We start from the raw sequence: 14,539 nt of genomic DNA, 5'->3' as shown, positions 1-14,539 counted from the left end.
CGGCCTCCCCGAAATTGATCCGCACTCCGCCCCGCGGACGTGCAAGGAGCGTGAAAACCCATGAACCAGACAATACTGTGGTGCATCGGCAGCCCCATCCTTCTGGACGACGGCGCCGGCCCCGCCCTTTTCGCCGAACTGGAGGCCTTCCCCGCCGAAGGGGTCACCCCGGTGAACTGCGAAACCACGCCGGAAAACCAGCTCGCCCCCCTCAGAAAAAATCCGCCCCGGGTCCTCATCGTGGCCGACGCCGCCGACATGGGACTCCCGGGCGGATCCGTCCGCCGAATGAACCTGGAGGACACGGGGGGCATTTCCTTCAGCAGCCACGGCATCCCCCTGTCCCTGCTCCTGGAACCGTTCAGGGACACCATGGAGATAATCGTCATCGGCATCCAGCCGGCGAGAAGGGGTTTCGGCGACAGGCTCTCACCTGAAGCGGCGGATGCGGTGAAACGGGTCGCGGGCGTTCTCCGTTCTGGGCGCACGGAAGAACTGGAGCGCTACCAGGAAAACCTGTCGCCCAGGTAGAACTTCCGTGCCACTTCGCTCTCCGCCACATCCTGGGGAGGCCCCTCGATGACGATTTTTCCCTGGTGGATGAGGTAGGTCCTGTCCGTGATGGCCAGCGTATCCCTGACGTTGTGGTCCGTCAGCAGGATGCCGAATCCCTTCTTCCTCAGGCTGAGGATGATTTGCTGGATGTCGTAGACGGCGATGGGGTCTATGCCGCTGAACGGCTCGTCCAGAAGAAGAAAGTCCGGCAGGATGGCAAGACTCCGGGCGATCTCCACACGGCGGCGCTCCCCTCCGCTGAGGGAATAGCCGGGGATATTGGTGATCTTCTGGAGGCCGAAATCCTCTATCAGCCTGTCCACCACGTTCCTTGCCGGTTCCTCGGGGGGAGGGTTCTCCTGGAGCACCAGCTCGAGGTTCTCCCTCACCGTGAGGTTCCGGAAGATGGACGCCTCCTGGGGAAGATATCCAACGCCGAGACGGGCCCTGCGGTAGACCGGCAGGGCCGTCAGTTCCCGGGAATTGATGGAGACAGCCCCTGAATCGGGCTTGACGAGGCCGACGATCATGTAAAACGTGGTGGTCTTCCCCGCACCGTTCGGACCGAGCAGCCCCACGATCTCGCCCATGTGGACGTCCAGGTCCACCTCGGAAACCACCGTGCGGCCCCTGTACGCTTTGCAGAGGGACCGCGCGGTTATTGCCTTGCTCATTTCGATCCGCCCGTCTTGAAGATCAGCTGGGGTTTGCCCGTAGCCTCCACCCGGTTCCTGTCGGGGAAGAATATCAGGGTTTCCGATTTCAGGGATCTGGCAGCCTGGACGGCAGTCACGCCGCCGGACACCACCAGGGTTCCCCTCGCCTTGGAATAGACGGCCTTGCTGCCCCGGATCTCCGTGGGGTCACCCTGCTTCGGGGTGGAAAGAAAATAGACGTTCCCGGCAGCGGTAAATTCAGATATTGCACCGTTCTCCAGCTTTCCCTCCAGGGCGTCGCAGACGAGAACGTATCCTTCCTTCGTGTCGGCGTACCGGCGGAGCTTCGTTCCCCAGAAGTAGTCGCCCTTCATTCGGAGCATGTCTGCATCCACCTGGCGGGACCCCCAGAAGCCCTTCACGCCCCCGTCGAAGATGTATTCCTGGGGCTCGGCGAACACTCCCGACAGGGTCTGGCCCTTCATGTCCACCTTGTCGTTCTGCCAGGCGCCGAAGACGTGGACGCCCCCCTTCATGGTGAAGACCTGCCGGTTCATGTTCCCGTCCGCAGTCTTGGAGGTGGCCATAATGGTGCCCCTGGTAACCTTCACGTTCCCGTCGGCCCAGAAATCCCCCGATTCAGACTCGTAGCGCATCTTGTCGGAGGTGAGCTCCAGGTCCTCGGCAAAAAGGGGCGAAACGGCGAAGAGAGCAAGCAGAACAAGAAAAGCGGAGAAACGAACATATCTCATGGGACAGCCTCCCATACGGAATTTTCCCCTATTGTACAGGAATTTTACTCTCCGCCATAGGGGCTATGAGCGGAGAAAAGCCTGGGACAGGGCGGAAGAGGCTCCCTCCATGTCGGGGGAGGCAACGATGCAGGCGATGATCGTGGAGGCCGCCGCTATCATGTCTATGTTGATCCTGCACCCCGCGAGGACGGAAAACATCTGGGACGGAATCTCCGGGCACCCGGAGAGAAGATCCCCCTTCAGCGCCACCTTCGCCACCTCAGCGTCGAAGGTGACCCCCTGGGCTCCCACGCCGGAAGCGAAGGACCTGCAGATGGCGATGGCATCCCCGAGAAGGCTCTGCTTCACGATAAAGGCGATGTCGTTCATCTGCCCCCTCATGACGCTCTGGACGATCATCTCCGCACCCACGCCGGCTCCGGCGAGATCCGAGAACAGCCTCGCCGCCACGCCCGGAACGTCGGGAACGCCGAGAACGGCGATCTTCGCCACGTCCATGTCGCTGATCACTTCTTCCACGACGCACCTGCCCGAACCGTCTACACCGAAAGCCATGGGGAACACACTTCCTTTCCTGAGAGGGCGGTAAATATCGGTACTGCTGACGTTCTTTGCCACCGTCACACCGGCGGAATCCTCCGAGAGGACGAAAAACCGGGACCGTACGCCGGACCGGGTGAAGATGGAACACATGAGCTCCGCAACCCTGTGGGCCTCGCCCCGGGCAAAGGCCAGCACGCTCGGGCCCGAGCCGCTGATGGCCACACCGGAACACTGGGGGATTCTGCGGACCTCCTCGAGAATTGCTTCGCCGCCGGGAAAAAGCCTCGCCCGGAACGGCTGGTGCAGCCGGTCGTCCATGGCCCAGGGGAGATTGTCCCAGTTCCCCGTGGCCCAGGAAGCGGCCAGAAGGGCGGAGCGGCTCAGGTTGTAGACGGCGTCCTTCATGGAAACTTCCTTCGGCAGGGCGTTCCGGGCGTCCTCCGTGCTCAGTTCCACCGCCGGCACGGCCACCACGGCCACCATGTCCGGCGGAAGGGGCGGCATCCGGACTAACCGGAGGTTCCCGCCATCCCAGCAGCTCACCGCCATGCCGCCGAGGCAGCAGGGCACCACGTTGTCAGGATGGCCTTCCATGGCCACCATCATGGGGAGGAGATCCTCCTTGGGCAGGGGGCGCTCACGAAGCTCGTTGGCGATGGCCACACCGCCCACGATGGCCGAGGACGAACTGCCCAGCCCCCGCTTCATGGGAATGGCGTTCAGGGTCCGGAGGCGGAGCCCGGGCGGCTCCATGCCCCACTCCCTGCAGGCCCGCTCGTAGCTCCGGACCACGCCGTTGCGTGCCACGAGGGACTCCTCGCCGCCACCCTCCCCCACCACGTCCACCTCGTACTGACCATGGGGCAGGATCTCCAGCACATCGAAAAAATTATAGAGCGAAAGGGCCAGCCCCACCGTGTCGAAACCGGAGCCGAGGTTTGCGCTCGACGCGGGCACCTTCACCCGGAGCAGGCTCACAGTCCGAGCACCTCCGCCAGGGCTTCGGGAGTTCCGTCGATTTCCACCGGCAGATCCACCCTGCTCACGGCGGAATCGGGATCCTTCAGACCGTTGCCGGTAAGCACCAGCACGATCCGCAGCCCCCCGGGCAGCCTTCCGTTTTTGCGGAGCTTCACCAGGCCTGCCAGGGGTGCGCAGGAAGCGGGTTCGGCAAAAATCCCGTCTGAGGAGGCCAGCATTTTCTGGGCATCCAGAATCTCGTCGTCGGAAACGGAGAGGAACTGGCCGCTGGTAATTTCCACGGCCCGCCGTGCCTTGTCGGCGCTCACGGGATGACCGATCCTGATGGCCGTGGCCACCGTTTCCGGCTCGTCCACGGGGCTTCCCTTCACCAGGGGGGCCGCCCCCTCGGCCTGGACGCCCATCAGGCGGGGCAGTTTTTCGATGCGGCCGATCTCCCTGTAAAACTCGAAACCGGCGCAGTAGGCGCTGATGTTTCCCGCATTGCCCACGGGCAGAACCAGCCAGTCCGGCGCGTCGCCCAGCTCGTCGCAGATCTCCCACGAAGCGCTCCTCTGGCCGAACAGCCGGTACGGGTTCACCGAGTTCACGATGGCGAGGCTTCCCTTTTCCCTGGAGGCCTCCCGGGCCATTTCCAGGGCCCGGTCAAAATTGCCCCTGACGGCGATGACCCGGGCGCCGTAAATCAGGGCCTGGGCCAGCTTTCCCACGGCGACCTTCCCCGCCGGCAGCAGGACGAAGCAGGGAATTCCCGCCGCGGCTCCGTAGGCAGCCGCCGAGGCGGACGTGTTTCCCGTGGACGCGCAGATGAGGGCCTTCGCCCCCTCCTCCAGGGCCTTCGACACGGCCAGCACCATCCCCCGGTCCTTGAAAGACCCCGTGGGGTTCAGGCCGTCATACTTGCCGTACAGTTCCACCCCGAGTTCCCTGCCCATATTCCGCAGCGGAACGAGGGGAGTGTCGCCCTCGCACAGGGAAAGACGGGGAGTCCGCTCCGTAAGGGGAAAAAAACGCTCGTAGGAATGCAGAATGCCTTTTCTCATAAATCTCCCTCCTGAAAAAGAAAGCCTGCATCGTCCTCATGCTGGAGACGATGCAGGCTCATCGCGGTCCCACTCCACTTCCGAATAAATCGGCTGCTCAATCCCGCTGTAGGGGGCGGACCCCGGCGCCTTCCCTCCCTCAGGACTTCGGCGCCCGCTCGGGGGTGGTCTTCCCTTTTCCGCTTCGGAGGAGGATTTTCAGCCAGGGTCCCCCATCTCTGTCCGCCGCCCGAAAAAGGTACTCTTCCCTTCATCGCGTAAATGGCATATTATTGGAAACGAAATTGATTCCTACTTATACTCGCGAGACCGGATTGTGTCAAGGGCGGCGCCCCATTCTCGGGCTCACCGCAGGCGCCGCGACATTCAATCGAAAGGATGCGTGCAGACATGAGGACATTTGACATGGAAACCGTCGAAAAATTCACGGGGAGGCCGGGCTTCATCGGAAAATTCATCCACTCCGAGGGGTTCACCTTCGCCCAGTGGGAGATCAAGAAGGGAACGGAACTCACCTTCCATGACCACCCCCACGAGCAGACCACACTGCTGCTTGCCGGAAAAATGGAGATCGGCACGGCCGAACACAAGGTCACCCTCACCCCGGGACAGGGCATCGTCTTCGCCGGAGGAGAGGCCCACGGAGGCTTCGCCCACGAGGACTGCCTCGTCATCGACGTGTTCTGCCCCGTGCGGGAGGACTTCAAGAAACTGCAGCAGGAGCAGAAATAACCTCGCCGTTGCTTGTCATCCCCAGCGGAGCGGGGGATCCCGTCCTTGCCTGTCATCCCGAGCGAAAGCGAGGGATCTCGCCCTTGCCTGTCATCCTGAGCGAATGCGAGGGATCTCGCTTTTGATTCAGCCTGCCCCAAAAACGAGATCCTTCGTCGCCTGCGGCTCCTCAGGATGACAACAGAACAGTATCGTTCTGAGAGCGGAAAACCGAGCAACATCCCCGGAGGGGAAGGATCTCGCCCCTGCTTGTCATCCTGAGCAAAGGAAGGATCTCGCTTTTGATTCGACCTGCCCCAAAAGCGAGATCCTTCGTCGCCTGCGGCTCCTCAGGATGACAACAGACCAGTATCATCCTGAGCAAAACGATCGCGCTCGCGCAGCATCCAGAGCGCAGCGGAGGGAGCATCCCCGGAGGGGAAGGATCTCGCCCCTGCTTGTCATCCTGAGCGGAGCGGCGGATCCCGTCCTTGCCTGTCATCCCGAGCGAAAGCGAGGGATCTCGCTTTTGATTCAGCCTGCCCCAAAAACGAGATCCTTCGTCGCCTTCGGCTCCTCAGGATGACAACAGAACAGTATCGTTCTGAGAGCGGAAAACCGAGCAACATCCCCGGAGGGGAAGGATCCCGCTTTTTTATGCTTTTCCAGCCTTTTCCTCCCATTTCTCGAACATGACAATCTCGTCCAGCTTCTTCCGCGGACGTTCCCCGGGGGCCTCGGCGGGGTACCCCAGGGGCAGGATGGCCACCACAAATTTGTCGGCCGGAATACCAAGAATAGGACGGACGTCCGCCTGCTCGTACCACGCCACCCAGCACGTACCCAGGCCCAGGGCCTCCGCCTCCAGCACCGCATGCTCCACGGCGATGGCCGTGTCCCGGATCACCTGCTTCAGGGCGAACTGGGGACTCGTCTCGTTTACCTCGAGGCCGGGTTCGTCCTGTATGCGGCACCGGACATCGGCCACACAGACGATAAACACGGGGGCCGCATCCATCCACGACTGGCCGTGGGCAGCCTTCGCCAGCGCCCGTTTCGCCTCGGGAGACCGTACCACGATGAACCGCCACGGCTGGGTGTTGTGCCCCGACGGGGCCAGCCGGGCACTCTCAAAAAGCTGAAGGACAACCTCGTCCTCCACGTCCCTGCCGGTAAACTTGCGCACGCTGCGCCTTGTCCTGACGGCTTCGATCATAGAATCGCCTCCTTTTGAATCGAAGAAAAGCTCCATTCTCTCGAATGATCAAATCTGCTTCTGAGCCGGTTTAAGCAGCTCATTTCCACAGTTTTTTCGCCTCTTCAAACGACAGCATAGTACAACGGTCCTTGTACCCAAGATACACACTGTACGCCTGCCTGTCGGACTCATCCGCGACATACTGAAGAACAGAGTTTCTTAAAAGCTCCTCGATGCTCACACCAGCTCCTTCAGCACATTTTCTCAACATTGCCTCTTCTTCCGGCGTTACATGAATCGCAATCGTTCCCATAAGAACATCCGCATGAAGCAACTACAGAAGGCTCGTCCCGGGGACAGGTCTGCTCATGTCGTACCCCAGCTCGTAATAGTGGTTGCCGTTGAAGTCGAAGGTCTTGATCAGGTCCATGCCCACCTTCCGGGTATGGGCGTCATAGGACCGGGGGTTGATCCTGTTGATGAAGGTGACCATCACCGGGTAGCGGGACGCCATCTGCCGGCGGGAGAATTCGAAAATATGCTCCAGCACTCCCTGCCCCCGATATTCCCCGGCGATACAGACCGGCCCGTATTGGTAGGAGTTCTCCGTGGAAAGGACCCTCCCGAGGTATTCGATGTTCGGCAGGTCGGCGATCATGTGCCGGAACAGGGGCCATGCGGACCAGTATTCCCAGGATGCCGCCATGGCATAGGAAATGATTTTGCCGCCGTCGCACGCCACAGCCAGGCCGTTTTCATCCCGCATCAGGGACAGGAACTGTTCCGGGGAAAACAGGGTGGTCACGAACCCGTCCGCCTTGTCCTCTTCCAGGATGGTCGAAATGTGGTACCGTTTCTGCAGCTCGGCGACACCGGCCAGATCGTCCGGCACCGCGTTCCGATAGATGATCATGGAAAAGCCTCCTTCATGGATTCTGTGGAAAAAGCACTTCTTCTCCGCCGCGGATTTTCCGGTTCACCTCCGCCGCCTTTTTGACCCTTTCGGCTAGATCCTGACAGGCCGTCTCCGAAAAAGAACGTCTGAGAGATCAACTGGGTAGTGAGGCTACCCAGTTCAAATTATTGCACAGACGGGCAAGATAGAGCCATTCAGATTTTTCCCTGCGGTCCATCTCGAAAAAACGCACAGGGCGACTGATTTTTTCCTTGAAAGATCCGGTGTATAATTTTGCCCTGGCATCAATTTTCCGATCAGCGGACAGCGTGATGCTTCCCCCTGGAAGGGTATGTTTTTGGGGCGGGGATTCTGTTTCATCCGTTTGAGCAGTGAATCAATTGTTCCGACAGCCCCATCCTGCCGCGCAGGCTTTTTTTCGCCGGGCCTGTTCCTGAAAACGGCTCGCAGGATTCAGCCCCTTTTTAAAGAACCTTTATAACAGGCTCCAAGGCGGCTTTTTTCCTGGAGATAAAGCAGCAGGTCGATCCGTATCTGAAGGAGCGTGTTCGCCCGTGAAAAAACAGATATTCCGCCAGTCCGCACTCGACAGGCTCTCCTCGCCCGAACAGCTCGACATGCTCTTTCAGGTCGTCCGCCCCGCGACGTGGGCGGCGCTGTCAGCACTGCTGCTGCTGCTGGGGGTACTGGCGGCATGGGGCTTCTACGGTACGGTGACCACGCTGGTTTCCGGGCAGGGCATTCTGCTGCGCCTCGGTGCGCATGCGGACGCTCCCTCACCGGGGAACGGCCGTCTCGAAGCCATCTACGTCGATATCGACGACCCCGTCGAGAAGGACCAGGTCATTGCGCGGCTGGCCCAGATGGAGTTGCGGCACCAGATCACCGAGCTGCGCGGCCGGGTGGAGATCCTTAAGACCGAACGGACCATGGGGACGGAGATGGGAGACAGCAAGAAAGTCCTGGAGTCGGAGTACCTCGCGCGGCGCAGGCAGGCGCTGAATTCCTCCATCAAGGTCGCCCGGGACCGTGCATCCTCGCTGCGTGAGCAGCTGGAGCAGTACGATGCCCTCTACGCGAAAAAGTACATCACCCGTTCCCAGTATCTCGAGGTGAAGGACCGCTACAACGCCGTGCTGCAGGAGATCCTCTCGTTCAACGAGGAGCTTGCCCGCCTTCCGATGACGGCGGCCGACTCGACCTCGCAGATCGAACGGCAGAGGATCGACGTGGACATGCGCCTTCTGACCGCAGAAAAGCAGCTCGCCGCTCTCGAAGAACGATATGACCTGGAGACGGCCGTTCGCAGTCCTGCCGCAGGGCGGGTGCTCGAGGTCTTCAAGTCGGAAGGCCAGGTCATATCCGCAGGGGAGGCGCTTCTCTCCGTGGAGAAATCGCTCGGCGACGGGGCGCCTCTCTACGTGCACGCCTTCGTCCAGCCCCAGGACGGAAAGAAAATCCTGTCCGGGATGGAGGCGCAGATCTCCCCTTCCGTGGTGAAGCAGGAAGAGTTCGGCGTCCTGCGCGGAAAGGTGACGAACGTCTCCTCGTTTCCGGCTTCGGCGAGAGGAATGACCCGTGTCCTGGGCAACGAACAGCTTGTGCAGACCCTCTCCCGGGGAGGCTCCCCCATCACCGTGATGATGGCTCTCTATCCCTCTGAAGAGACGGAGAGCGGATACGTGTGGTCGTCGGGCGACGGCCCCCCCGTAGTCCTGCAGAGCGGCACCCTCTGCGGCGTGACTGTCGTGGTCAGGCGGCAGGCCCCGGTGACACTGGTCCTTCCCTTTCTGAAGAAGTTCTTCCTCGGGATCGGAGAAGAAATCGGCGGAGGGAAGGGCGATGCCTGATCGCCCCGTCATGAAGACGCCGCCCCCCAGGGAGTCTTCCCTTGCCCCTTCGGGACAATTCCCCTTATGGAAGAACCGCCGCGTCTCGACACCGACGATGATCCAGATGGAGGCCACCGAGTGCGGTGCCGCCTCACTGGGGATTGTTCTTGGGTACTACGGCCTCTTTTTGCCCCTGGAGACGCTTCGGGAGGAATGCGGCGTCAGCCGGGACGGCAGCAAAGCGACGAACCTGCTCAAGGCCGCGCGGAGCCACGGAATGGAGGCTTCGGGTTTCCGGAAGGAGCCTCAGGGTCTTTTCGATCTGCCGCTGCCGCTCATTCTCTTCTGGAACTTCAACCATTTCCTGGTGCTCGAGGGCATCAAGGGCGGTACGGTCTATCTCAACGATCCTGCATCCGGCCCCCGCACCGTGGACCGGGAGACGCTGGACCGGTCGTTCACGGGGATCGCCATATCCATAGTGCCGGGGGAGCAGTTCCGCCCGGCAGGCCGCCGCCGGAGTCCATGGGCGGCCCTCGGCAGAAGGCTGGCCGGGGCGAAAGCGGCCCTCTTCTTCGCCGTTCTTGCGGGGCTGGCCCTGGTCGTTCCGGGGTTGATGGAGCCCGCGTTCCAGCAGATCTTCGTCGACCGTCTTCTTGTGGAGGGCCGGTTCGAGTGGTTCCGCCCCATGCTCACCCTTATGGCGGCCATCGCACTCGTCAAGGGCGCGCTGACATGGCTGCAGGGGTCGGTGCTCCTCCGGCAGGAGCTCTCGATGGCCATCCGCGACTCGGCATCCTTCGTGCATCACCTCCTGAAACTTCCGTACACCTTCTTTCTTCAGCGCTACGCCGGGGAGATCGGCAACCGCGTGCAGCTGAACGACCGCGTCGCGCAGCTCCTCTCGCGGGAGCTTGCGACGACCATGCTCCAATGCGTCATGGTGCTCTTCTACGCGGTGATGATCACCCTGTACGACCCGCCCGTTTCGGTGATCGCCCTTTTGACGGCGGTGACGTGCGCTCTGCTGATCGTCTCGGTGAACCGCAGGCGGACGGACCTGAACGAGCGCTTCACCGGCGAGGTGGGGAAATTCGCAGGGGCCGCCATCGGCGGGCTCGCGGTCATTGAGACCATCAAGTCCTTCGGGGGCGAGGAAGAGCAGTTCGCCCGCCTGGCCGGCTCGCTCAGCAAGATAGCGGACTGCCGCGCCGGACTCTCCCGCCTGGCCGTCCGCACCCAGTCGGTGCTTCCCGCCCTTACCTCGCTGGCTGCCGCAGGAGTGCTCTGCTTCGGCGGCTTCCGCGTAATGAACGGTGTGCTCACCATGGGCATGCTGCTCGCGCTGCAGACACTGATGCAGCAGACGATCAATCCGGTAACCGAGCTGGTGACCCTCTGGGACTCCTTCCAGACCGCGCAGGGGAACCTGAACCGTCTCGACGACGTGCTTCGCTACCCGCGGATGGCCGAGCGCCCCGCACTTGAAGACGGCGCCATGTCCGGAGGGCGCAAGGTCCGTCTCTCGGGGCGCCTGGAGATGAAGAACATCTCCTTCGGCTATTCGCGGCTTTCCGATCCGCTGATCGGTGACTTTTCGCTGACGCTCGTTCCCGGCTCCCGGGTGGCCCTTGTGGGAGGATCCGGCTCGGGCAAGTCCACTCTGGCCCGCATCGCCTGCGGCCTCTTCGAGCCGTGGACGGGTGAGATTCTGCTGGACGGCCGTCCCCTGGGGTCAATTTCCCGGGAGGAGATGGCCACATCCTTCTCCTTCGTGGACCAGGAGATATCCCTTTACGAGGGAACGATCCGCGACAACCTCTCCCTCTGGGACCCGTCGATACCGACGGAGCAGCTCGTGGCGGCCTGCCGTGACGCCTGCATCCACCGCGACGTGGTCGCGCGCCAGGGAGGATACGACGCCATCGTGGAGGAAAACGGACGCAACTTCAGCGGCGGACAGCGCCAGCGCCTGGAGATCGCCAGGGCGCTCGTCCGCTCCCCGTCGCTGATAGTGCTCGATGAAGCCACAAGCGCCCTGGACGCGCCCACCGAGGAGGCTATCGACCGTGCGCTCCGCCGCCGGGGGTGCACCTGCCTCATCGTGGCTCACCGCCTTTCGACCATCCGCGACTGCGACGAGATCATCGTGCTCCACCAGGGAAAGGTTGCGGAGCGGGGAACTCACGAGGAACTGATGCGGCTTGGAGGACGCTATGCCGGTCTTATCGAGAACTGAGATTTCTGCCGCCGGTACCGGAGGAAGCAGTGCATGCCGACAGCCGGCGGGCACGGCGGGCTGTTCCGGTTCCTGCCGCGGAATGCTTCGGATCGCCAGGGAAGGATGAACCCCATGTTCGAAGAGCTTGCCCTCCATGGCACAGAACTTGAGATCACCGGAAAAACGCCGTTCTTCCTCGACGATCCGGAGACCGTCTGGTGCGTCCTCGCCGGCCAGGTAGACGTCTACGTCACCGCCCGGGACGGCGCCCTTCAGACCGGCGGGCGGGATTACCTCTTCACCATGGAGGCAGGAGAGGCCCTCTTCGGCGTTGAAAGGGGATTTTTCGGCGATACCATGGGGCTTCTCGCCGGAGGAATTCCGGGAACGAAGGTCCTTCGAATCGCCCGGTCGAAGCTGCTCGAAGGGACTGAAGGGCAGGGAATCGCCTTCACGGCCTCCCTGGTCGACAAATTTCTCGAGGGGCTGGGCCGGGGCATCGTCAAGGACATCGTGCCTCTGCCGAAGGTGCGGCAGAAGATAGGCGGAGAGAGAGGGGCCCTCGAAGCCAACAAGCCGGCGGGAACGGACGAGCTTCTCTGGGGAGAGATCGTCGAGGGGAGAGCCCTCTTCGTCGGTACCGAAGACCTCTCGCCGGGAGGAACGCCCTTCGCCCTTCCGCCGAACTGCTGGATCGTTCCGCTGGAATCCTGCACCGTGCATGGGCGATCCACGGAGGACCTGATTCGCGGGGGCGAATTCCCGTCCGTCTTCGACGCCTTCTGCGAGATGGTTTTCTCCTCCCTCGCCATGAACGCCAGGCTTCGGGCCGCGGACGACCTCGGCGCACTCCGGCAGATGCAGATGTCGAGCAGGCGGGCCATTTCCACGGCCCTCTCGACCCTTGCGTCCGCCCTCTCGGGAAAACTCCGCGAGGATGGGGCTGCGCGGCGGGAGGACTCTCCGCTCCGGAGGGCCTTTTCCACCGTGGCGGGATACCTCGGCCGGAAAATCGCCCCGGGAGGAGAGGGGGGAGGAGACGAATCGCTGCGCGACCTCGCCCAGGCTTCGAACCTCAAATATCGAACGGTGACGCTCGCCGGTCCGTGGTGGCTCTCCGACGGAGCGCCCCTGATCGCGTACCGGGACGGTACGCCGGTTGCCCTGTTGCCCACGAGCCGCGGATACCGCATCGCGGACGACGACGGAGAGCGGGCAGTCGACGAGGCAATCGCCGGAACTCTCGCACCGGGCGCGGTGCAGATCTATCGTCCTCTTCCCGGCTCCCCGCTGGGAGGGATGGACCTGCTCCGCTTCGGCCTTGAGGGAACAAAGAAGGACCTCGGCTTCGTCTTCGTCGTCTCGGTCGCCCTCGCCCTTCTCGGGCTGGTCTCCCCCGAAGTCAACCGCCAGATATTCGGCGAGGTGATTCCCCATGCCGAGCGGGGACGCATGCTCCAGCTCTTCGCAATTCTGGTTTCGGTGGCGGTTTCCTCGGGGCTGCTGCACTACGCCAACGGCATCGCCTTTCTCCGTTCGGAGACAGTGCTGGACCACGACGTCGCAACCGGGCTCTGGGACCGCATCCTGCGCCTGCCGGTGGGCTTCTTCCGGAAGACGACCTCCGGCGACCTCGCCAACCGGGCGCTCGGCCTCTTCGCTCTCCGGGAGACGGCGTCGAGGACGGTGAAGACATTCCTCGTGCAGAGCGTCTTCCTGGTATTCTTCCTGGGGCAGTCGTTCTGGTACGACTGGAAGCTGGCCCTCGCCGGCCTTGGGTGCCTTCTCGTCCCCGCGGTGCTCATGGTGGCGGTGAATCTCGTTCAGCTCCGCTTCCAGCGCAGGATGACCGGCCTGCAGAACCGCCTGCTGGCACTCACCTTCCAGATCATGACCGGCATCTCGAAGATACGGGTAGCGGGGGCCGAGGAGCGGTCCTTCGCCCGGTGGGCCGAGCTTTTCGGTGCACAGCGGATGCTCGGGACGAAAGCAAGAAAGCTCGAGGTTTTTCTGAATACCGTACTGGCGCTCTTCCCGCTCTCCGTCGCCATCGCGGTCCTCTACGCCCTCGTCCGCTGGAGCGCCGCGGACGGCATCTACAACACGGGACAATTCATGGCCTTCTGGTCGGCTTTCGGAGCGCTCCAGGCGGCTTTCTTCCAGATCGTGAGCTCCTTTACCGCCACGATGAACATGCTTCCCCTCGTCGAGAACCTCGCGCCCATTCTCCGGGCAGAACCGGAGGCGGGCGACCTCAAGACCGATCCCGGGGAGATTTCGGGGAAGATCGACCTGGAACAGGTCGTTTTCCGGTACCTCAAGGACGGCCCCCCGGTGTTGAAGGGGCTGGACCTCCACATCGAGCCGGGGGAGTTCGTGGCGATCGTGGGGCCGTCGGGGGCCGGGAAGTCCACGCTCATCCGGCTTCTTCTGGGCTTCGACCAGCCGGAATCGGGAGGAGTATTCTACGACAGCAGGGACATCACCGAGCTGGACCTGGGGAAACTCCGCCGGCAGATCGGCGTGGTCCTCCAGGGCGGAGGGCTGCTTTCGGGCGATATCGCATCCAACATCCGCTGTTCGCGCAGCCTGTCGGTGGAGCAGATAGACGAGGCGCTCCGGATGGCCGGAATGGAGGAGGACATCGCCGCGATGCCCATGGGGATCCACACCGTCATCACCGACGGGGCGAACACGGTCTCCGGAGGGCAGAAGCAGCGCCTTCTCGTGGCACGGGCCATTGCCGGAAAGCCGCGGGTGCTGATCTTCGACGAGGCCACGAGCGCCCTCGACAACAGGACGCAGGCGATGATCAGCCGCAGCCTGGAGGGTATCCAGGCGACGCGCATCGTGGTGGCCCACCGCCTCTCAACGATCATCGGAGCGGACAGGATCTGCGTTCTGGAGGACGGGCGGCTTGTCGAAGAGGGGAAGTACGGCGAGCTGATGGCGAAAAACGGCCTCTTCGCAGAGCTGGTCCGCAGGCAGACGGTGTAGAGCCCCCGTTCGCTGCCTCCCGGAGAACAGGGGCGTGCCCGGCTGTTACTGAATGCTGGATATGCTTCTACCCCTATGCCCGGGCATACCTCTTCCGCGGCCGGAGCGGGGGCCCCTCCGGCTCCCCGTTT

The 14,539-nt window shown here is 62.6% G+C and carries 12 protein-coding genes; 5 read left to right on the top strand and 7 right to left on the bottom strand.

What is annotated here, in order from left to right; translation table 11 throughout:
* The first annotated feature begins 60 nt into the window (after window positions 1-60).
* Window positions 61-531: a hydrogenase maturation protease gene (locus C8D99_RS08255; RefSeq protein WP_133957660.1), complete on the top strand. Its 471-nt coding sequence runs from the start codon at window positions 61-63 to the stop codon at window positions 529-531.
* Here the strand turns inward: C8D99_RS08255 and lptB are convergent.
* The 4 genes from lptB to thrC form a co-directional block, all read right to left on the bottom strand.
* Complete coding sequence (gene lptB / locus C8D99_RS08250) at window positions 504-1,229, bottom strand: LPS export ABC transporter ATP-binding protein (RefSeq protein ID WP_133957659.1); 726 nt, start codon at window positions 1,227-1,229, stop codon at window positions 504-506. The two genes, C8D99_RS08255 and lptB, sit on opposite strands and share 28 nt — an antisense overlap.
* The gene (locus tag C8D99_RS08245; protein ID WP_133957658.1) at window positions 1,226-1,963 is read right to left on the bottom strand and encodes an LptA/OstA family protein; all 738 of its coding nucleotides are present in this window, start codon (window positions 1,961-1,963) and stop codon (window positions 1,226-1,228) included. Before C8D99_RS08245 ends, lptB begins: the two co-directional genes overlap by 4 nt.
* Before the next feature lie 63 nt (window positions 1,964-2,026).
* Entirely contained in the window at window positions 2,027-3,487 is a 1,461-nt protein-coding gene (gene thrB / locus C8D99_RS08240; RefSeq protein WP_133957657.1) for a homoserine kinase, read from the bottom strand.
* Complete coding sequence (gene thrC, locus C8D99_RS08235; RefSeq protein ID WP_133957656.1) at window positions 3,484-4,533, bottom strand: threonine synthase; 1,050 nt, start codon at window positions 4,531-4,533, stop codon at window positions 3,484-3,486. The genes thrB and thrC overlap by 4 nt, the downstream gene beginning before the upstream one ends.
* A gap of 390 nt (window positions 4,534-4,923) precedes the next feature.
* Between thrC and C8D99_RS08230 the strand changes: the two genes are divergently transcribed.
* Window positions 4,924-5,265, top strand: a complete 342-nt coding sequence (locus C8D99_RS08230) for a cupin domain-containing protein (RefSeq protein WP_166670087.1) — start codon at window positions 4,924-4,926, stop codon at window positions 5,263-5,265.
* Window positions 5,266-5,899: 634 nt separating this feature from the next.
* On the opposite strand, the gene C8D99_RS08225 is transcribed toward C8D99_RS08230, so the two are convergent.
* The 3 genes from C8D99_RS08225 to C8D99_RS08215 all read right to left on the bottom strand — a co-directional run bounded on the left by C8D99_RS08225 (window position 5,900) and on the right by C8D99_RS08215 (window position 7,355).
* The gene (locus C8D99_RS08225; RefSeq protein ID WP_133957654.1) at window positions 5,900-6,460 is read right to left on the bottom strand and encodes a nitroreductase family protein; all 561 of its coding nucleotides are present in this window, start codon (window positions 6,458-6,460) and stop codon (window positions 5,900-5,902) included.
* A 79-nt stretch (window positions 6,461-6,539) separates the two neighbouring features.
* Window positions 6,540-6,755, bottom strand: coding sequence for a DUF6290 family protein (locus tag C8D99_RS08220; protein WP_133957653.1), 216 nt, complete (start codon window positions 6,753-6,755; stop codon window positions 6,540-6,542).
* A 21-nt stretch (window positions 6,756-6,776) separates the two neighbouring features.
* A complete protein-coding gene (locus C8D99_RS08215; RefSeq protein WP_243833873.1) occupies window positions 6,777-7,355 on the bottom strand; it encodes a GNAT family N-acetyltransferase in 579 nt (192 codons plus the stop codon).
* Between the two features lie 557 nt (window positions 7,356-7,912).
* Between C8D99_RS08215 and C8D99_RS08210 the strand changes: the two genes are divergently transcribed.
* Genes C8D99_RS08210 through C8D99_RS08200 form a run of 3 tightly spaced genes read left to right on the top strand, consistent with a single transcriptional unit; the run spans window position 7,913 to window position 14,408 of the window.
* Window positions 7,913-9,208, top strand: coding sequence for an NHLP bacteriocin system secretion protein (locus C8D99_RS08210; RefSeq protein ID WP_133957652.1), 1,296 nt, complete (start codon window positions 7,913-7,915; stop codon window positions 9,206-9,208).
* Window positions 9,201-11,429: an NHLP family bacteriocin export ABC transporter peptidase/permease/ATPase subunit gene (locus C8D99_RS08205; protein WP_208321133.1), complete on the top strand. Its 2,229-nt coding sequence runs from the start codon at window positions 9,201-9,203 to the stop codon at window positions 11,427-11,429. The genes C8D99_RS08210 and C8D99_RS08205 overlap by 8 nt, the downstream gene beginning before the upstream one ends.
* A gap of 33 nt (window positions 11,430-11,462) precedes the next feature.
* A complete protein-coding gene (locus C8D99_RS08200; protein ID WP_133957651.1) occupies window positions 11,463-14,408 on the top strand; it encodes an NHLP bacteriocin export ABC transporter permease/ATPase subunit in 2,946 nt (981 codons plus the stop codon).
* Window positions 14,409-14,539: the final 131 nt, after the last annotated feature.

This window comes from Aminivibrio pyruvatiphilus, assembly GCF_004366815.1.
Lineage (GTDB): Bacteria > Synergistota > Synergistia > Synergistales > Aminobacteriaceae > Aminivibrio > Aminivibrio pyruvatiphilus.
The sequence above is the reverse complement of the archived record's forward strand: the minus strand, read 5'-3'. Positions and strand labels throughout refer to the sequence as shown.

Excerpts from the sequence above, each read along its gene's own strand:
- C8D99_RS08255 (WP_133957660.1), top strand. The coding sequence starts at position 61 with ATGAACCAGACAATACTGTGGTGCATCGGCAGCCCCATCCTTCTGGAC.
- lptB (WP_133957659.1), bottom strand. The coding sequence starts at position 1,229 with ATGAGCAAGGCAATAACCGCGCGGTCCCTCTGCAAAGCGTACAGGGGC.
- C8D99_RS08245 (WP_133957658.1), bottom strand. The coding sequence starts at position 1,963 with ATGAGATATGTTCGTTTCTCCGCTTTTCTTGTTCTGCTTGCTCTCTTC.
- thrC (WP_133957656.1), bottom strand. The coding sequence starts at position 4,533 with ATGAGAAAAGGCATTCTGCATTCCTACGAGCGTTTTTTTCCCCTTACG.
- C8D99_RS08230 (WP_166670087.1), top strand. The coding sequence starts at position 4,924 with ATGAGGACATTTGACATGGAAACCGTCGAAAAATTCACGGGGAGGCCG.
- C8D99_RS08225 (WP_133957654.1), bottom strand. The coding sequence starts at position 6,460 with ATGATCGAAGCCGTCAGGACAAGGCGCAGCGTGCGCAAGTTTACCGGC.
- C8D99_RS08220 (WP_133957653.1), bottom strand. The coding sequence starts at position 6,755 with ATGGGAACGATTGCGATTCATGTAACGCCGGAAGAAGAGGCAATGTTG.
- C8D99_RS08215 (WP_243833873.1), bottom strand. The coding sequence starts at position 7,355 with ATGATCATCTATCGGAACGCGGTGCCGGACGATCTGGCCGGTGTCGCC.
- C8D99_RS08205 (WP_208321133.1), top strand. The coding sequence starts at position 9,201 with ATGCCTGATCGCCCCGTCATGAAGACGCCGCCCCCCAGGGAGTCTTCC.
- C8D99_RS08200 (WP_133957651.1), top strand. The coding sequence starts at position 11,463 with ATGCCGACAGCCGGCGGGCACGGCGGGCTGTTCCGGTTCCTGCCGCGG.